19 protein-coding genes and 1 pseudogene are annotated in these 18,032 nt (G+C 66.4%); 13 read left to right on the top strand and 7 right to left on the bottom strand.

Annotated features, from left to right (window positions below; all coding sequences use genetic code 11):
* Positions 1 to 21 precede the first annotated feature (21 nt).
* Positions 22 to 627, top strand: a complete 606-nt coding sequence (locus DNK34_RS12275; protein WP_131175175.1) for a PilZ domain-containing protein — start codon at positions 22 to 24, stop codon at positions 625 to 627.
* 19 nt (positions 628 to 646) lie between these two features.
* On the opposite strand, the gene DNK34_RS12280 is transcribed toward DNK34_RS12275, so the two are convergent.
* On the bottom strand, positions 647 to 1,600 hold the full coding sequence (locus DNK34_RS12280) for a MerR family transcriptional regulator (RefSeq protein WP_131175176.1): 954 nt from the start codon (positions 1,598 to 1,600) through the stop codon (positions 647 to 649).
* A 426-nt stretch (positions 1,601 to 2,026) separates the two neighbouring features.
* Between DNK34_RS12280 and DNK34_RS12285 the strand changes: the two genes are divergently transcribed.
* From DNK34_RS12285 to DNK34_RS12310, 6 genes are all read left to right on the top strand, one after another.
* A complete protein-coding gene (locus tag DNK34_RS12285; protein ID WP_131175177.1) occupies positions 2,027 to 2,599 on the top strand; it encodes an antibiotic biosynthesis monooxygenase in 573 nt (190 codons plus the stop codon).
* Between the two features lie 164 nt (positions 2,600 to 2,763).
* Positions 2,764 to 3,465, top strand: coding sequence for a dihydromonapterin reductase (gene folM / locus DNK34_RS12290; protein ID WP_131175178.1), 702 nt, complete (start codon positions 2,764 to 2,766; stop codon positions 3,463 to 3,465).
* Between the two features lie 21 nt (positions 3,466 to 3,486).
* The gene (gene folE, locus DNK34_RS12295; protein ID WP_131175179.1) at positions 3,487 to 4,047 is read left to right on the top strand and encodes a GTP cyclohydrolase I FolE; all 561 of its coding nucleotides are present in this window, start codon (positions 3,487 to 3,489) and stop codon (positions 4,045 to 4,047) included.
* A gap of 2 nt (positions 4,048 to 4,049) precedes the next feature.
* Positions 4,050 to 4,421, top strand: coding sequence for a dihydroneopterin triphosphate 2'-epimerase (gene folX / locus DNK34_RS12300; RefSeq protein ID WP_131175180.1), 372 nt, complete (start codon positions 4,050 to 4,052; stop codon positions 4,419 to 4,421).
* A gap of 113 nt (positions 4,422 to 4,534) precedes the next feature.
* Positions 4,535 to 4,837 (top strand): DUF1244 domain-containing protein, encoded by a 303-nt coding sequence (locus tag DNK34_RS12305; RefSeq protein ID WP_131175181.1) that lies wholly within the window; start codon positions 4,535 to 4,537, stop codon positions 4,835 to 4,837.
* Complete coding sequence (locus tag DNK34_RS12310; protein ID WP_131175182.1) at positions 4,834 to 5,175, top strand: HopJ type III effector protein; 342 nt, start codon at positions 4,834 to 4,836, stop codon at positions 5,173 to 5,175. Before DNK34_RS12305 ends, DNK34_RS12310 begins: the two co-directional genes overlap by 4 nt.
* Before the next feature lie 537 nt (positions 5,176 to 5,712).
* Here the strand turns inward: DNK34_RS12310 and trxB are convergent.
* A complete protein-coding gene (gene trxB, locus DNK34_RS12315; protein WP_131175183.1) occupies positions 5,713 to 6,660 on the bottom strand; it encodes a thioredoxin-disulfide reductase in 948 nt (315 codons plus the stop codon).
* A 254-nt stretch (positions 6,661 to 6,914) separates the two neighbouring features.
* Between trxB and cysZ the strand changes: the two genes are divergently transcribed.
* Entirely contained in the window at positions 6,915 to 7,670 is a 756-nt protein-coding gene (gene cysZ / locus DNK34_RS12320; RefSeq protein WP_131175184.1) for a sulfate transporter CysZ, read from the top strand.
* 39 nt (positions 7,671 to 7,709) lie between these two features.
* The gene (locus tag DNK34_RS12325; protein WP_131175185.1) at positions 7,710 to 8,915 is read left to right on the top strand and encodes a glycosyltransferase family 4 protein; all 1,206 of its coding nucleotides are present in this window, start codon (positions 7,710 to 7,712) and stop codon (positions 8,913 to 8,915) included.
* Here the strand turns inward: DNK34_RS12325 and DNK34_RS12330 are convergent, their stop codons facing one another.
* The 3 genes from DNK34_RS12330 to DNK34_RS12340 form a co-directional block, all read right to left on the bottom strand.
* Complete coding sequence (locus tag DNK34_RS12330) at positions 8,916 to 10,025, bottom strand: NADH:flavin oxidoreductase (protein ID WP_131175186.1); 1,110 nt, start codon at positions 10,023 to 10,025, stop codon at positions 8,916 to 8,918.
* A 436-nt stretch (positions 10,026 to 10,461) separates the two neighbouring features.
* The gene (locus DNK34_RS12335; RefSeq protein ID WP_131175187.1) at positions 10,462 to 10,944 is read right to left on the bottom strand and encodes a glutathione peroxidase; all 483 of its coding nucleotides are present in this window, start codon (positions 10,942 to 10,944) and stop codon (positions 10,462 to 10,464) included.
* A 145-nt stretch (positions 10,945 to 11,089) separates the two neighbouring features.
* On the bottom strand, positions 11,090 to 11,575 hold the full coding sequence (locus DNK34_RS12340; protein WP_131175188.1) for an FKBP-type peptidyl-prolyl cis-trans isomerase: 486 nt from the start codon (positions 11,573 to 11,575) through the stop codon (positions 11,090 to 11,092).
* Between DNK34_RS12340 and DNK34_RS25925 the strand changes: the two are divergent.
* The 4 genes and pseudogenes from DNK34_RS25925 to DNK34_RS12360 all read left to right on the top strand — a co-directional run bounded on the left by DNK34_RS25925 (position 11,544) and on the right by DNK34_RS12360 (position 16,515).
* Positions 11,544 to 11,968, top strand: a pseudogene (locus DNK34_RS25925) (DUF3565 domain-containing protein). The gene DNK34_RS12340 and the pseudogene DNK34_RS25925 overlap by 32 nt on opposite strands.
* Positions 11,969 to 13,156, top strand: a complete 1,188-nt coding sequence (locus tag DNK34_RS12350) for an acetate kinase (RefSeq protein WP_131175190.1) — start codon at positions 11,969 to 11,971, stop codon at positions 13,154 to 13,156.
* Positions 13,157 to 13,280: 124 nt separating this feature from the next.
* Positions 13,281 to 15,374: a phosphate acetyltransferase gene (gene pta, locus DNK34_RS12355; protein WP_131175191.1), complete on the top strand. Its 2,094-nt coding sequence runs from the start codon at positions 13,281 to 13,283 to the stop codon at positions 15,372 to 15,374.
* 208 nt (positions 15,375 to 15,582) lie between these two features.
* On the top strand, positions 15,583 to 16,515 hold the full coding sequence (locus DNK34_RS12360; protein WP_131175192.1) for an acyltransferase: 933 nt from the start codon (positions 15,583 to 15,585) through the stop codon (positions 16,513 to 16,515).
* Positions 16,516 to 16,559: 44 nt separating this feature from the next.
* Here the strand turns inward: DNK34_RS12360 and DNK34_RS12365 are convergent, their stop codons facing one another.
* The gene (locus DNK34_RS12365) at positions 16,560 to 17,216 is read right to left on the bottom strand and encodes a YiaD family glycine zipper/OmpA-like lipoprotein (RefSeq protein WP_131175193.1); all 657 of its coding nucleotides are present in this window, start codon (positions 17,214 to 17,216) and stop codon (positions 16,560 to 16,562) included.
* 125 nt (positions 17,217 to 17,341) lie between these two features.
* A complete protein-coding gene (locus DNK34_RS12370) occupies positions 17,342 to 17,986 on the bottom strand; it encodes an MBL fold metallo-hydrolase (RefSeq protein ID WP_131175194.1) in 645 nt (214 codons plus the stop codon).
* Positions 17,987 to 18,032: the final 46 nt, after the last annotated feature.

Here is an 18,032-nt window from a genome sequence, read left to right on the forward strand (position 1 = left end):
ATCCTTGCGCAGAATGCCGCCATGCGGGAATCGCCTCTCCTTACGCCACTCGAACTGGAGTTCATCCAGCACCTCAATGACGCGCCGTCATCCAGGCCGGAGCCGGACAGCGGCCTGCAGGTGGATGCCGCCACGCAGACCACCGCCCTGCTCGCCAACTGCGCCGCCAAGGAACAACTGACCATCGAGGCGCACTTCGCCAATCAACGGCTGTCCTTCACCCCCCACCTGGTCAAGGACGAGCAGGACACACCGCACCTGGAACTCGGCGTACCGCAGATTTTCGAAGAAGGTTCGCTCAACCGCGCCTGGCGTCTGTCGCTGGAAAAGCCGCTGGCGCTGCTCGACCGCAACGGCGAGCCGAGCCACCTGCGCGTGCACGAGGTCTCGATGAGCGGACTGCTGCTCGAACAGACCGCCGACACTCAGCCCCCCGAGCGATTCAGCCTGGATCTGCCCCTGCACGGGCAACCGCCGATCACCCTGCAGGGCAGCCTGATCCGCACCACGGACGAGGGGCTGCTGGCCTACGAGATCAACACCCTGGACGAAGACAGCAGTACGCGCCTGCAGAAGTACCTCTACCAGCAGCACCGCCAGCTGTATCCCCAGGCGCATCGCGCCTGAGCCATGTCCTGCGGGCGCGTCAGGTATCCAGGTGGCCGGCGAGGAACTGGCGCAGACGGCGCTGCATCAGGCGCCCTTCGCTGCCCAGGCAGGCGATGGGCGACCCCCTGAGGCTCTCCTGCAGCAGATCGGCGCCCTCACCCGCCATCACCAGCGGACACTCGAGCGTCAGCGCCAGGCGCTCCAGCGCCTTCGGCGTGTCGTCGTTCGGCGCCTGGTTGGAGAACACCACCACGGCCAGAGGCCGCATCTTCGCGCAGACCAGCGGTAACTCCTCCAGCGACTGACCGATGCCGAGGACATGGATGACCACCTCGCCCGGGTTCAACAGCAGGCCGCTGACCAGCAGCTCCAGTTCCCGGCAACGTCCCGGCAGCGCCACCAATAGCAGCCGGCCGCCCGGCTGGTCGCGCAGGTTGTGCAGCCGCTGCAGCACGCGGCCGCGCAGAAAGGTGTCGAAGAACAGCCACTCGCTGCTGCGCCCCCGCTGATCCTGGCGCAGCAACAGGGTCTGCCAGAGCGGCATGAGGATATCCTGGAACGCCACCGACAACGGATAGCTGGAAAACACCTGCCCGTACACGCGATCCAGTTCGGCCTCGTCGAAGGCCTGGATCGCCTCGTGCACACGGCTCTGCCACTGCGCCCACTCGACGGAGGTGGCCGCCTCGTAGACCGGCGCGCTGGTCACCTGGGCCATGCTGCTCCTGGCCAGGATCTTGCCGACCTTGCTCACCGGGACGCCACGCTCGATCCAGGCCAGAACACTGCGCACCGTTTCCACGTCGACCTGGGAATACAGGCGATGGCCACTGTCGGTACGGATCGGCTGAATCAACCCGTAACGTCGCTCCCAGGCCCGCAACGTCACCGGATTGACCCCCGTCAGCCGCGCCACCTCACGAATGGGAAACAGCTCCTGCTGTTTGAGGACACTCGAAACGAACGCCTGGGTATCAACGAGATCGGACATGGGGAAATCGCCACGCGGTCAGAAGCCTGCAAGTGTACTCCAGCTCCCGTTACCTTTCATTGTACGAACCTTGTACAAGCGGCCGTCGGCAGCAGCCGGCGTCCCGGACGCACCAGGATGTGGCCTTCGCCCCGGTCATCCTGCACCTGGACAGTGCCTGTAGCGGCCGGGCGCAACCCCGCCGCTCGATGGCCTGGTGGGCATCGGACGAACGGCCCGTCGCCCGAGCCCGGCCGTGCAGCGGCTTACCGCGAACTCGCGGGCCGTATCCAACACGGCGCTGGCTAATTTCCCGAAAACAGGAATAATCCTTGCTGGTTCAAGGGGTCTGTTGTCGGCAACAGACCCGAGCACGCGACTCATCACCCCGAGTCGCGCGATGCGCACGGCCCTACCCTGGCCACGCGCCCTGACTGGAGATACACAATGTCTACCGAACCCGTCACCCTGATGGTGGCGCGCCGTGTTGCCAACGGGCGCTATCATGACTTCATGGCCTGGCTGCGCGAAGGCGAGCAACTGGCTACCGACTTCCCCGGCTATCTCGGCTCCGGCGTCCTCGCCCCCCCACCGGGCGATGACGAATTCCAGATGGTCTTCCGCTTCACCGACGAACAGACCATGAGTACCTGGGAGCATTCGGCCTCCCGCCGTGCCTGGCTCGCCCGTGGCAAGGGCCTGTTCGCCCAGCCCCACGAGCACCGGGCCCTGGGCATCGACGCCTGGTTCGGCAGTGGCCACCGGCAACCACCGCGCTGGAAGCAGACCGTTGCCATCTGGCTGGCGTTCTTTCCCGTGTCGCTGGCCTTCAACCTGCTGTTCGGCAACCTGCTGGCGGACGTCGCCCTGGTGCCGCGCGTGCTGCTCAGCACCCTGGCGCTGACCCCGCTGATGACCTACCTGTTCATCCCCCTGGTCACCCGCCTGCTGGCGCCCTGGCTGCAGGGCAACCGCTCCGGCAGCCTGCTGCGCCGCATCAGCCCGTCCACCGGGCGCTGAAACGGCAACAGCTCCCAATGCGGCGGCCCGGCGCAAGGCACGGCCGCCCCCTTACCCTGCACACCCCCACCGTCTGCAGGGTTGTACAGCTTCGGTGCCTGCTATAACTTTGCAGGGCCCGGGGCCACCGGGCGCCCTCCCTCTCCATCCGCGGCCCAATGCCCATGAGCGTCAGCAACGCCCCGATCCTCATCACCGGCGCCGGCCAGCGCGTCGGTCTGCACTGCGCCGAGCGCCTGCTCGCCGACGGCCATCGCCTGATCGTCACCTATCGCCATGAAAAACCCGCACTGGCGGCGCTGCGCGAGCGCGGCGCGCTGACCTTGCACGCCGACTTCGACAGCGAAGCGAGCATCCTGGCCTTCATCGAACAATTGCAGGGCCACACCGACAGCCTGCGCGCCATCGTGCACAACGCCTCGTCCTGGCCTGCCGATGAACAGGCCAGCGATTTCCAGCAACTGTTCACCGTGCACATGCTCGCGCCCTATCTGATCAACCTGCACTGCGCGCCCCTGTTGGAGCGCAGCGCCGAAGCCGACATCGTGCACATCAGCGACGACGTGGCGCGCAAGGGCAGCGCCAAGCGCCCCGCCTACTGCGCCAGCAAGGCCGGCCTGGACAGCCTGACGCTGTCCTTCGCCGCCCGCTTCGCGCCGACGATCAAGGTCAACGGCATCGCCCCGGCGCTGCTGATGTTCAACCCCGAAGACGACACCGAATACCGCGCCAAGGCATTGAGCAAGTCCGCACTGGGCTTCGAACCCGGCCCCCAGGTGATCTACCAGAGCCTGCGCTACCTGCTGGATACGCCCTACATCACCGGCACCACCCTGACCGTGAACGGCGGCCGCCACCTCAAGTGAGGCGCCGCGAGGACCCTGACGATGAACCCTTCACTGCCCGACCATTACCGCGACATCCTCCTCGGCCTCGGCGAAAACCCGGATCGCGAAGGCCTGCTGGACACCCCGAAGCGGGCCGCCAAGGCCATGCAGTACCTGTGCAACGGCTATGAGAAGAGCCTGGAAGAAGTGGTCAACGGCGCGCTGTTCAGCTCCGACAGCGACGAGATGGTGATCGTCAAGGACGTCGAGCTCTACTCGCTGTGCGAGCATCACCTGCTGCCCTTCATCGGCAAGGCCCACGTCGCCTACATCCCCACCGGCAAGGTGCTGGGCCTGTCGAAGATCGCCCGCATCGTCGACATGTACGCGCGCCGCCTGCAGATCCAGGAGAACCTCACCCGGCAGATCGCCGACGCCATCGCGCAGGTGACCCAGGCCGCCGGCGTGGCCGTGGTCATCGAGGCCCAGCACATGTGCATGATGATGCGCGGCGTGGAGAAGCAGAACTCGGTGATGAACACCTCGGTGATGCTCGGCGCCTTCCGCGAGTCCTACAATACCCGCCATGAATTCCTGCAACTGATCGGACGGAGCAAATAACGATGCCCAGACTGGAACCCGGCATGGCGCGCATCCGCGTCAAGGATCTGCGCCTGCGCACCTTCATCGGTATCAAGGAAGAGGAGATCAACAACAAGCAGGACGTGCTGATCAACCTGACCATCCTCTACCCGGCCGTCGACGCGGTACGCGACAACGACATCGATCACGCCCTCAACTACCGCACCATCACCAAGGCCATCATCGGCCACGTGGAGGGCAATCGCTTCGCTCTGCTCGAACGCCTGACCCAGGAGATCCTCGACCTGGTGATGAGCCACGAAGCCGTGCGCTACGCCGAGGTCGAGGTCGACAAGCCCCACGCCCTGCGTTTCGCCGAATCGGTCTCGATCACCCTCGCCGGCCATCGCTGAGCGCCGGGCGGCGGCGCATCCCGTCAGCCGCGCCGTGGAGCTGGCCCATTGCCGAGCCCCCGGCAGGCTTTTATCATCGCCGCCATGTCCCTGTCGGCACAGAGAGCACCGCCATGACCGATCAAGAACGCCTGGAAATCGAAGCTGCCGCCTTCCGCCGCCTGGTGCAGCACCTGCGCAGCCGGCCGGATGTGCAGAACATCGACCTGATGAACCTCGCCGGCTTCTGCCGCAACTGCCTGTCCAAATGGTACAAGGCCGCCGCCGACGACCTCGACCTGAACGTGACCCCGGATCAGGCCCGCGAAGAGGTCTACGGCATGCCCTACGCCGAATGGAAGGCCAGGTACCAGACCGAAGCCAGCGCCGAACAGCAGGCCGCCTTCGGCGCCCGTAACCCGAAAGGACAAGCATGAGTACCCTGAACGACTTCCGCGCCCGCCTCGGCGCCGAACATTTCGCCTTCGCCGAAACCCTGGCGTTCATCGCCGAACACTACGATTACCAGCCGAGCGCCTTCAGCAATGGCGCGCTGAACAACGCCGCCGGGCAGAACGAAGGCTCCTGCAAGACCCTCGGCCTGGCCCTGCTCGAAGGCCTGAGCCAGGAAGAAAGCCTGCTGTGCTTCGGCGAGCATTACCGCAGCGTCCTGGCAACACCGGACGGCAACGACCACGGCAATATCCGCGCGCTGATGAGCAGCGGCCTGAGCGCCGTGCGCTTCGAGCGGCAACCGCTGACCCGCAAGGACTGAAACCTGGGCCTGCCGCCGTCCGTGGATAGCGTCTTGCTCCTTGGCCTGCAAGCGTCCGGCACGTAGCAGCGTCGACCCCGGCGCGATGCGGTGGCGGCCATGCTGCAGGAATCGCGGGATGGCCACGATTCGCCGCGAGGTCGCGGCTCCTACGGGATCGCGGCACACCACCGACCGCGTAGGAGCGTCGACCCCGGCGCGATGCGATCGTGGCCACTCCGCAGAATCCGTGGTATGGCCACGATTCGCCGCGAGGTCGCGGCTCCTACGGGATCGCGGCACACCACCGACCGCGTAGGAGCGTCGACCCCGGCGCGATGCGATGGCGGCCATGCTGCAGAAATCGCGGGATGGCCACGATTCGCCGCGAGGTCGCGGCTCCTACGGGATCGCGGCACACCACCGACCGCGTAGGAGCGTCGCCCCCGGCGCGATGCGATCGTGGCCACTCCGCAGAATCCGTGGTATGGCCACGATTCGCCGCGAGGTCGCGGCTCCTACACGAGTCTGGCAATAGCGCACTGGCGTGCAGGTCCCTCAAAGGCCATCCAGATAGCGCTCCACGTCCAGCGCGGCCATGCAGCCGGCCCCGGCCGAGGTGATCGCCTGACGATAGACCTGATCGGCCACGTCGCCGGCGGCGAACACGCCGGGAATACTGGTCGCCGTGGCGTTGCCTTCACGGCCGCCGTTGACCTGCAGATAACCGTCCTTGAGCGCCAGTTGCCCGTCGAACAGCGCCGTGTTCGGCGTATGTCCGATGGCCACGAACAGCCCGTCGACCTGCAGGGTGCGGGCGCTGCCGTCCTGCTGGCGCAGGCGTACGCCGGTCACCCCCGAGGCATCGCCCAGTACCTCGTCCACTTCGGCGTTGAGAACGAGTTCGATGCGGCCTTCGGCGACCCGGGCCTGCAGTTTGTTCTGCAGGATCTTCTCGGCGCGAAAGGCGCCGCGTCGGTGCACCAGGGTCACGCGACTGGCGATGTTGGCCAGGTACAGCGCCTCCTCCACCGCCGTGTTGCCGCCACCGACCACCGCCACCTCGCGGTTGCGGTAGAAGAAGCCGTCGCAGGTGGCGCAGGCCGATACGCCCCGGCCCATGAACGCCTCTTCGCTGGGCAGACCGAGGTAGCGGGCACTGGCGCCCGTGGCGATGATCAGTGCATCGCAGCTGTAACGGGTGCTGTCGCCCATCAGGGTGAAGGGCCGGCCAGCCAGGTCCACCGCCTGGATGTGGTCGAAGACGATCTCGGTCTCGAAACGCTCGGCGTGGGCCTGCATGCGCTGCATCAGGTCCGGGCCGGTAAGGCCGTGGACACCCCCGGGCCAGTTGTCCACCTCGGTGGTGGTGGTCAGTTGGCCGCCGGCCTGCAGCCCGGTGATCAGCAAGGGCTTGAGGTTGGCGCGCGCCGCGTAGACCGCGGCACTGTAGCCAGCCGGACCGGAACCGAGAATGATCACCCGGGCATGGCGTGTAGCAGACATCACGAACTCCTCACGGCACGGCTGCCGCCAGCATAAAAAGGAGCCATCGAAAAGCGGGAAGGCAAGGATGGCTCCGCAAAGGGATGCCGTGCAGACTAAGGTGGCGTACCGCCTGACGGAAATGCCGTTTGCCAATCCCGCGCATAGCCGCAGCCTATGATGACGCCGGTAACGGCTGGTAGCGCCGCCGCGCTTTCCCCGGGAGGGCAAAATCGGTAAGGTCGCGCGACGTTCTGCTCCCAGGAGACATCGACATGCCCGCCCCCGTGCTGTCCGGCCCGCAATACCTCAGAGAAGGCCTGAAACTGGTGCTGAGCCCCGGTCTTCGGCTCTTCGTGCTGCTGCCGCTGGCGATCAACCTGCTCCTGTTCGTGCTGCTGATCGGTTTCGCCACGCAGCAGTTCAGCGGCTGGGTCGACGCCTTCATGCCGAGCCTGCCGAGCTGGCTGAGCTTTCTGCAATACATCCTCTGGCCGTTGTTCGTGGTGCTGGTGGTGCTGATGGTGTTCTTCAGCTTCACCATGCTGGCCAACATCATCGCCGCGCCCTTCAACGGTTTTCTCGCGGAGAAGGTCGAGGTGGTGGTGCGCGGCGAAGACACCTTCCCGCCCTTCAGCTGGGCCGAGCTGCTGGCCATGGTGCCGCGCACCCTCGGCCGCGAGGCCCGCAAGCTGGCGTACTTCCTGCCCCGGGCGCTGGGCTTGCTGATCCTCTCGTTCATTCCCGTGGTCAACCTGGTGGCCGCCCCGCTGTGGCTGCTGTTCGGCGTGTGGATGATGGCCATCCAGTACATCGACTACCCGGCCGACAACAACAAGATGAGCTGGCAGGACATGCTCGCCTGGCTGCGCGAGAAGCGCTGGCAGTCCCTGGGCTTCGGCGGCATCACCTACGCCGCGCTGCTGATCCCCGTCGTCAATCTCCTGATGATGCCGGCCGCGGTGGCTGGCGCCACCCTGTTCTGGGTGCGCGAAGGCGGCGCGCGCAGCGTCACGCAAACGCCACGCTAACGTCACAAAGGCTACATGGCGGCGGCCGACACTGTCGTCATGAGCACTCCCGCGCTATTCATCGCCCTGGTCAGCGAGACCTTCACCCCGGAAATCAACGGTGTGGCCAATACCCTCGGCCACCTGGTCGGCGGCCTGCGGGCCCGCGGTCATCGCCTGCAACTGATACGCCCCCGGCAGAGCAACGATGCGCGCCCCTGCCAGGACGCCGACCTGCTGCTCACCCGCGGCTGGCCGCTGCCCGGCTACCGCGGCCTGCAATGGGGACAGTCGGCGCGGCACAAGCTGCTGCGGCTGTGGCGCAAGCAACCGCCCGACGTGCTCTACATCGCCACCGAAGGCCCGCTGGGGCTGTCCGCCCTGCGCGCCGCCAGGCGCCTGCGCATTCCGGTGATCAGCGGCTTTCACACCAACTTCCAGCAGTACACCGGCCACTACGGCATCGCCCTGCTCACCCGCCTGCTGACCAACTACCTGCGCTGGTTCCACAACGCCTCGCACATGACCCTGGTGCCCAGTCTCAGCCAGCGCAGCGAACTGCAGCGCCGTGGCTTCGAACGCCTGGAACTGCTCGCCCGCGGCGTGGACGCGGGGCTGTTCAACCCGGCCAGGCGCAGCGATGAGTTGCGCCGCCAATGGGGCCTGGAGGAAACGGATATCGCCGTGCTGCATGTCGGCCGGTTGGCCGCGGAGAAGAACCTCGGCCTGCTGGCCAGCACCTTCGACGCACTGCGGGTGCGCTACCCGACACAGCGCCTGAAGTTGATCGTGGTCGGCGACGGCCCGCAACGCGCCAGCCTGCAACAGCAACTGCCGGACGCCCTGTTCTGCGGCGTACGGCGTGGCGAAGCCCTGGCCGAACACTACGCCTCGGCCGACCTGTTCCTGTTCCCCAGCCTCTCGGAAACCTTCGGCAACGTGCTGCTCGAAGCCATGGCCGCGGGGCTCGGCGTGGTCGCCTTCGACCAGGCCGCCGCGGCGCAGCACATCGAGCATGGGCACAACGGCGCCCTGGCCAATGCGGACGACGCGCAGAGCTTCGTCGACGCCGCGCAATGGCTGCTGGAGACCCCGGAGAACCTGCGCCGGGTACGCCTCAACGCTCGTCAGCACGCAGCCCGGCAAGGCTGGTCGACGATCGTCGAACGCTTCGAGGAACTGCTGCGCACGGCCATGCTGCCCAACACCCCGCGCAACGCCAGCGCGGCGCCCCGGCCCCTGCCAGGCGCGCAGCGCAGCGGCTGATCAGGCCAGGCTGCTCAAGGCCGCGCGGCTGAAGGGCAGGATATCCGCCTCGCGGCCGTCGCGCACCTTGACCGCCCAGTCCGGATCGACCAGCAGCGCGCGGCCCACGGCGACCAGGTCGAATTCTTCCTGGCGCAGGCGTTCGAGCAGCCCCTCGAGCCGGGCCGGCTGGGCGACCTTGTCGGTGGCGACCATGAACTGCAGGAACTCGCCATCGAGACCGACACTGCCGACGGTGATGGTCGGCTTGCCGGTCAGCTTGCGCGTCCAGCCGGCCAGGTTCAGGGGCGAGCCGTCGAACTCGGCTTCCCAGAAACGCCGGGTCGAGCAATGGAAGATGTCCACGCCCGCCTCGCTCAGCGGCTGCAGGAAGGCCGCCAGTTGCTCCGGGGTCTGCACCAGACGCGCGCCGTAGTCCTGCTGCTTCCACTGGGAGAAGCGGAAGATGATCGGGAAATCCGCACCCACGGCGGCGCGCACCGCCTGAATCAGCTCGATGGCGAAACGCGAGCGCTGGGCCAGATCACCGCCGTAGCCATCGCTGCGCTGGTTGCTGCCGGCCCAGAAGAACTGGTCGATCAGGTAACCGTGGGCACCGTGGATCTCGACGCCGTCCATGCCGATGCGCTGGGCATCCCGGGCGGCCTGGGCGAAGGCGGCGATCACTTCGTGGATATCCGCCTCGCTCATGCCATGCACGACCACGCGGCCATCCTTGACCTTCTCGCAGGGGCCATAGCCCGGCACGCTGGCATCCGGCTCGGTTCCCAGCTTGCGCACGTTACCCACGTGCCAGAGCTGCGGCACGATCCGCCCACCCTCGGCATGCACCGCCTCGACCACCTGGCGCCAACCTTCCAGGGCATCCTCGCCATGGAAACGCGGCACGTCGGGATAACCGTTGGCGGCCTTGTGGCCAACCGTGGTGCCCTCGGTGACGATCAGGCCAACGCCTGCCGCCGCCCGGCGCCGGTAGTACTCGACCACCTTGGCATTGGGCACGCCACCCGGCGAGAAGGAACGGGTCATCGGCGCCATCACTACGCGGCTCGGCAGCACCAGCTTGCCGAGCGTGAAGGGGCGGAACAGGACACTGGCGGGGTTGCTCATCAGGACTCCTCGGGCGCCAGACAACAGGCGCTTCAACCCCGGCGGACAGAGTGGCCGGAGCGTGGCGGACGGGAAGTGGCGGCGCACGGGAGCACCGCCGGAACGTATCGGAGCGCCAGAATAGAGTGGCTCAAGGCAGGTTCACCAGCACTATCGATGGCGGTGATCATGGCGAATGAAGACAGGTTGCTTTCGATACCCAGGGCATTGCGCTGGCGGCCAGCAAGACCGACGGGGCACAGGCGTAACGTGAAAGGATCTATCTCAACGCAATGGCCACTATCGCATCGCCCCGAGGTCGGGGCTCCTACGGGGTCGCTGACAGCCCCCGTGGTGTAGGAGCCGCGACCCCGCGGCGATGGGTGGTATGGCTCGGTTGGGCATGGCTGTCAGCGCCAGGCGGGGGAATCGGCTCGGTGGCGGATCAGCGAGCGCTTCAGCCAAGCGCCTTTTCGATGGCCTGGATCAGCGCCGGATCATCCGGGGCCGTACGCGGCGAGAAGCGCGCCAGCACGCGGCCATCCTGGCCGACCAGGAATTTCTCGAAGTTCCAGGTGATGTCGCCGGGGAACTCGGCGCCCTCGCCCGCCAGCAGGCGGTACAACGGATGGCGACCACTGCCGTTGACTTCCAGCTTGCTGCTCAGGGGAAAGGTCACGCCGTAGTTCAGGCTGCAGAACTGGCTGATCGCCTCTTCGCTGTCGGGCTCCTGCCCGGCGAACTGGTTGCAGGGCAGGCCGAGCACGCTGAAGCCCTGGGACTGGTATTGCTGCTGCAACCGCTCCAGGCCGGCGTACTGTGGCGTCAGGCCACACTTCGAAGCGACGTTGACGACCAGCAACACCTTGCCCTTGAAGGGTGCAAGAGGCAGATCCTGGCCATCCAGTGCACGCAGATTGAGGTCGTGAAAGGCGCTCATGACTTGCTCCCGGGTAACGCAAACGAAGGTCGATCAGGGGACGAAAAAGGCGCCTCAAAGGCGCCCTTTTAGCCACGACAGCTTAGCAGTCACGTATGGCGGGCGGCCACCAATGGCAGGCCATGGCCCGACATACGGACGGCGATCAGTGGTGGTGACCACCTTCGCCGTGGACATGCCCGTGGGCCACTTCTTCGGCGCTGGCGTCACGCACGTCGACCACCTTGACCGCGAAGTTCAGGCGCTGACCGGCCAGCGGGTGGTTGCCGTCGACGATCACGTCGTCGCCGTCCAGTTCGCGGATGGTGACGATCTGCATGCCGCCGTCCGGGCCGGAGGCATGGAACTGCATGCCGACTTCCAGCTCGTCGACGCCTTCGAACATGGAGCGGTTGAGGGTGGCCACCAGTTCGGCGCTGTACTCGCCGTAGGCTTCCTCGGGTTCGACGGCCACTTTCACTTCGTCACCGGCCTGCTTGCCGACCAGTGCCTTTTCCAGGCCGACGATGATGTTGCCGGCACCGTGCAGGTAGACCAGCGGCGCGCCGCCAGCGGAACTATCGATAACCTCACCGGCATCGTTGGTCAGGGTATAGTCGATGGAAACGGCCTTATTGGCGGCGATCAGCATGGGGCGAGACCTTTTGCTCAGGAATGTAGAAGACCGGAGTTTAACCAAGGGGGCGCACGAAAGCGACCCGAGCCCTGACGGACGGGCCGCGGGCAACGCTGTGGCATGGGCTCGCCGCGCCGCTTCATCACGGCCGCGGCACGGCGACTGACGATGCCGGCACAACAGACCCTGGTTGATTTTCGTCAGGACGAGGACGGTCACTGGGTGGCAGTCTTATCTTGTGGCCATACTCAACACCTGCGTCACCAGCCGCCATGGCAGAATCGCGCCTGGGTGCTCGACGAAACCCAGCGCCGCGCCCACATAGGACAGAACTTCAGGTGCGGCTGGTGTGTCGCAGCAGTAGCGCACGGCACGCCCACCGCCAGTAACAACAACAAGGACACTTGAATGCCCTCACGCAATATTCTGGTGATCAACTGCGGCAGTTCATCGATCAAGTTCGCCCTGGTCAAACCCGACCAGGCGCAGTTCGCCATCAGCGGCCTGGCCGAACGCCTGGGCAGCACCGACGCGGTGCTGCACTGGCAACGCGATAATGCCAAGCACAGCCTGGCCATCGCCGGAGGCGATCACCGCAGCGCCCTGGCCCACCTGCTGCCCATGGTCCAGGAAGCGGCCGACGGCCAGTTGCACGGTATCGGCCACCGCGTGGTACATGGCGGCGAGCGCTTCACCAGCGCCCAGCGCCTGGATGCCGAGGTGATCGATGCGATCCGCGCCATCGCGCCACTGGCGCCGCTGCACAACCCGGCCAGCCTGCTGGGTATCGAGGCCGCCCTCGCGCTCTATCCCGAACTGCCCCAGGTCGCGGTGTTCGACACCGCCTTCCACCAGACCCTGCCCGAGCACGCCTACCGCTACGCGGTACCGCAACAGCTGTACCGCGAGCATGGCGTACGCCGCTACGGCTTCCATGGCACCAGCCACCGCTTCGTCAGCCTGCGCGCCGCCGAGGTCACCGGGCTGGCCGTCACGGACAGCAGCTGGCTGGTCGCCCACCTGGGCAATGGCTGCTCGACCTGCGCCGTGGTCGACGGCCAGAGCCGCGACACCAGCATGGGCATGACACCGCTGGAAGGCCTGGTGATGGGCACCCGCAGCGGCGATGTCGACCCCAACCTGCACAGCCACCTGGCGCGCACCCTGGGCTGGAGCCTGGAACAGACCGATCGCATGCTCAATCACGACAGTGGGCTGCTCGGCCTCTCCGGGCTGTCCAACGACATGCGCAGCCTGGAGCAGGCGCGCGAACAGGGCCATGCCGGCGCCACCCTGGCCATCGAGGTGTTCTGCTACCGTTTGAGCAAATCCCTGGCGGCCATGAGCTGCGCCCTGCCCAGGCTCGACGGCCTGATCTTCACCGGCGGCATCGGCGAGAACTCGCCGCTGATCCGCAGCAAGACCGTCGCCCACCTGCGCCTGCTCGGCCTGGCCCTGGACGAGGACGCCAACGCCCGCTGCATCCGTGGCGTCAGCGGGCCCATCCAGGCCGCCGACCACCCGCGCGTGCTGGTGATCCCCACCAACGAGGAGCGGCAGATCGCCCTGGACACCCTGGCCCTGCTCGATACCTGAATAGCCACGAGCGCCGACCTGCCACCTGGACCGGCATGCCGGGCAGGGCGACAAAGCCCGGGCCCGGTCGCCACGCTCGGCAGCAAACGACAGGCGGCGCTCGCCTGACAAGACTGGAGAAACCATGCATACCTTCTTCATCGCCCCCACCGGTTTCGGCGTCGGCCTCACCTCCATCAGCCTGGGCCTGGTCGGCGCCCTGGAGCGTGCCGGGCTCAAGGTCGGCTTCTTCAAGCCCATCGCCCAGCCCCACCAGGGCGATGCCGGGCCGGAGCGCTCCAGCGAGCTGATCGCCCGCACCCACGGCCTGCACTCGCCCAAGCCACTGGCCCTGGCCCATGTCGAACGGCGTCTGGGCGATGGCGACCTGGACGAGTTGCTCGAAGAGATCATCAGCCTCTATCAGGAGGCCGCCCTGGGCAAGGACGTGGTCATCGTCGAAGGCATGGTGCCGACGCGCCAGGCCAGCTACGCCGCGCGGGTCAACTTCCACCTGGCCAAGAGCCTGGACGCCGATGTGATCCTGGTGTCGGCGCCGGAGCAGGAAAGCCTCAACGAACTGTGCGACCGCGTGGAAATCCAGGCCCAGCAATTCGGCGGGCCGAAGGACCCCAAGGTACTCGGCGTGATCCTCAACAAGGTGCGCAGCGACGATGGCCTGGAGGCGTTCGCCGAACGCCTGCACGAGCATTCCTCGCTGCTGCGCCATGACGATTTCCGCCTGCTCGGCTGCATTCCCTGGCTGGAAGAGCTGAACGCGCCACGCACCCGCGACATCGCCGACCTGCTAGGCGCCCGGGTGCTCAATGCCGGTGACTACGAACAGCGGCGCATGCTCAAGATCGTGCTCTGCGCCCGGGCGGTGGCCAACACCGTGCAACTGCTCAAGCCCGGCACCTTGGTGGTGACCCCCGGCGATCGCGACGACATCATCCTCGCCGCCAGCCTGGCGGCGATGAACGGCATGCCCCTGGCCGGCCTGCTGCTGTGCAGCGATTTCGCCCCCGATCCACGGATCATGGAACTGTGCCGCGGCGCCCTGCAGAGCGGCCTGCCGGTGATGACCGTGAGCACCGGCTCCTACGACACGGCGACCAACCTCAACCGCCTGAACAAGGAGATCCCGGTCGACGACAAGGAGCGCGCCGAGAAGGTCGCCGACTTCGTCGCCAGCCATATCGACCACGACTGGCTCGCCGCCCGCTGCGGCACGCCGCGCGAACTGCGCCTGTCGCCACCGGCGTTTCGCTACCAACTGGTGCAGCAGGCCAAGGCGGCGAACAAGCGCATCGTCCTGCCCGAAGGCGCCGAACCGCGCACCGTGCAGGCCGCGGCCATCTGCCAGGCGCGCGGCATCGCCCGCTGCGTGCTGCTGGCCAAGGCCGAGGACGTGCACGCCGTGGCCCAGGCCCAGGGCATCGAACTGCCGCCGGGGCTGGAGATCCTCGACCCGGACCTGATCCGCGAACGCTACGTCGAGCCCATGGTCGAGCTGCGCAAGGGCAAGGGCCTGAACGCGCCCATGGCCAGCGCGCAACTGGAGGACAGCGTGGTGCTGGGCACCATGATGCTGGCCCTGGACGAGGTCGACGGGCTGGTGTCCGGGGCCGTGCACACCACCGCCAACACCATCCGCCCGGCCCTGCAACTGATCAAGACCGCCCCCGGCTACAAGCTGGTGTCCTCGGTGTTCTTCATGCTCCTGCCGGATCAGGTGGTGGTCTATGGCGACTGCGCGGTGAACCCTGATCCGAGCGCATCGGAACTGGCGGAAATCGCCCTGCAGAGCGCGGCCTCGGCCACGGCCTTCGGCATTCCGCCACGGGTGGCGATGCTCAGTTACTCCACCGGCGACTCGGGCAGCGGCGAAGAAGTGGAAAAGGTGCGCGAAGCCACGCGCCTGGCCAGGCAGGCCAACCCCAACCTGCTGCTCGACGGCCCGTTGCAGTACGACGCCGCCGCCATCGAAAGCGTCGGCCGGCAGAAGGCGCCCAACAGCCAGGTGGCCGGCCGCGCCACGGTGTTCGTGTTCCCCGACCTGAATACCGGCAACACCACCTACAAGGCGGTACAGCGCAGTGCCGACTGCATCAGCGTCGGCCCCATGCTGCAGGGCCTGCGCAAGCCGGTGAACGACCTCTCGCGCGGGGCCCTGGTGGACGACATCGTCTACACCATCGCCCTGACCGCGATCCAGGCCGCCAACCTGCCGAAATGAGGCGCCGCCCCGGCGCCCAAGGAGGGGCGCCGCCGGCAGCATCTGCACGGGCTTGCAGTTCGCTGGGCAACGGTTACCCTGTGCGCCAGTCGCCCCGGCCGGGCTCAGCAGACCGTTGCAAAACTACCTGCGTTGCCATCGCCCACGTTTTTCCATGGCCTGTTTAGTGCGGGCCGGGGATCATCGGTTTTCGGAGACCCGCTCTGCCATGCTGCACATTCTGCCCGCTCCCCTTCGCGGCCTGCTCGGAGCCAGCCTGCTGGCCCTCAATACCCTGTTCTGGTGCTGGCCACTGTTCGCCGTGACCCTGCTCAGGATCGTCCTGCCGTTCGCCGCCGTAGAGCGCCTGTGCAACCGGCTGATGAACGTCATCCACGAAGCCTGGATCAGCGGCAACAAGGCCTGGATGGACCTGCTGGGCGCCACGCGCTGGCAGGTCGAGGGCCTGCAACGCTTCGATTACCAGCATTCCTACCTGGTCACCAGCAACCACCAGAGCTGGGTCGACATTCTGGTGCTGCAGTACCTGCTCAACCGGCGCATCCGCCCGTTGAAGTTCTTCCTCAAGCAGGAACTGATCTGGGTGCCGGTCATCGGCCTGTGCTGGTGGGCGCTGGGTTTCCCGTTCATGAAGCGCTACTCCAAGGCCTACCTGACCAGGCACCCGGAGAAGAAGGGCAAGGATCTGCAGACCACGCGACGCACCTGCGCCAAGTTCCGCAACAACCCGGTGGGCATCTTCAACTTCGTCGAGGGCACGCGCTTCACCCGGGCCAAGCATCGGGAACAGCAATCGCCCTACCGCTACCTGCTCAAACCCAAGGCCGGCGGCATCGCCTTCGTGCTCGACGCCATGGGCGAGCAGTTGCACGGCATCATCAACGTCACCATCCACTACCCCCAGGGCAGCCCCGGCTTCTGGGCGCTGCTCAGCGGCGAAGTGCACGAAGTGGTGGTGAGCCTCGAGCACCTGCCGATTCCGGCGGACTTCATCGGCCGCAACTACGATCAGGACGAAACCTATCGCCTGCGCTTCCAGCAATGGATCAACCAGCTGTGGGCCGACAAGGACGCCCGGCTGGCCGACCTGCACGGGCTGACGGCCGGACGACAGCTGGCGGATACGAAAAAGGCCTCCTGAGCAGGAGGCCTCTTCCATTGGCCGCAGAACGCGACGACGCCCGCTTACAGCGGACGCAGGTTGATTTCCACGCGGCGGTTCTGCGCGCGGCCGGCTTCGTTGGCGTTGCTCGCGATCGGCTGGCTCGGGCCGGCGCCATAGGCGGAGATGCGCGACGCCGCGACACCGTTGTTCGACAGGTACGAGGCCACGCTCTGGGCCCGGCGGTTGGAGAGGTTCTGGTTGAGCTCGGCGGAGCCGGTGCTGTCGGTATGGCCGACGATGTTCACCCCGTTCTTGTTGAACTCCTTGAAGGTCAGCACCAGGGAGTTGAGCGTCGGGTAGAAGCTACTGGAAATATCCGCCGAGTTGCTGGCGAAGGTGATGTTGCCCGGCATGATCAGCTTCAGGTCATCGCCGTTACGCTGCACCTGCACACCGGTACCCTGCAGTTGCTGGCGCAGCTTGGCTTCCTGGGTATCGACGTAGTAGCCATAGCCGCCGCCCGCCGCGCCACCCACGGCGGCACCGATCAGCGCGCCCTTGCCGCGATCCTTCTTGCTCGATGTGGCGGCGCCGACCGCCGCGCCGGTCAACGCGCCGAGCCCGCCATAGATACCGGCCTTGCCCGCCTGGCTTTCACCGGTATAGGGGTTGGTCGTACAGCCGGCCAGAACAGTCAGAACCGCGCTTGCGGCTAGCAGATGACGCCACTTCTTCATGGATGATTCCTTTGCATTCGTGCGTGTTGTGTCAGGTTTCTTGTGGCCCGCCATAACTGGCGGCGCCCCTTCGAGCCGGTAAGCACCGTCAAGTTCCCGGCAGAGCCTACACTAAAGCCGGTTTCTCAAGCCCGGACGAATGGATTTTCGCGCATCTCGTCACCCAGCCGGGTATCGGCACCATGGCCGGTCACCACGCAGGCGTCTTCATCCAGGCGGTACAGGCGCTGCCTGATCGAGCGCTCGATGGTCGCGTAATCGCCGCCCCACAAGTCGGTACGGCCAATGCCACGGCGGAACAGCGTATCGCCGGCGATCAGCAGCTTGGCCCGGGGAAACCAGAAACTCATCGAGCCCGGCGTATGCCCTGGCGTGTGCAACGCCACGCCACAGCCACAGGCCAGCGCCTCGTCATCGACCAGCCACCGGTCCGGCGCCGGTACCGGCACGTAGGGCACGCCGAACAGGCGACACTGCATTTCCAGGTTGTCCCAGAGGAACTGATCGTCCTTGTGCAGGTGCAGCGTCGCCCCGGTCTTCTCCTTCATCTGTCCCGAGGCGAGAAAATGATCGAGATGGGCATGGGTGTGAATGATGCTGACCACCTTGAGCCCCAACGCCTCCAGGCGCGCCATGATCAGCTCCGGATCGCCACCCGGATCGACCACCATGGCCTTGCCGGTCAGCGGATCGCCGATGATGCTGCAGTTGCACTGCAACGGGCCGACGGGAAAGGTTTCGCGGATCAGGCTGGGGACAGTGGAGGGCATGGATGTTCCTGTGCAAGGCGGTCTTGATGAGGTCAGGAATACAGGG

It is taken from the genome of Phytopseudomonas dryadis (assembly GCF_004327355.1).
Classification (GTDB): Bacteria; Pseudomonadota; Gammaproteobacteria; order Pseudomonadales; family Pseudomonadaceae; genus Aquipseudomonas; species Aquipseudomonas dryadis.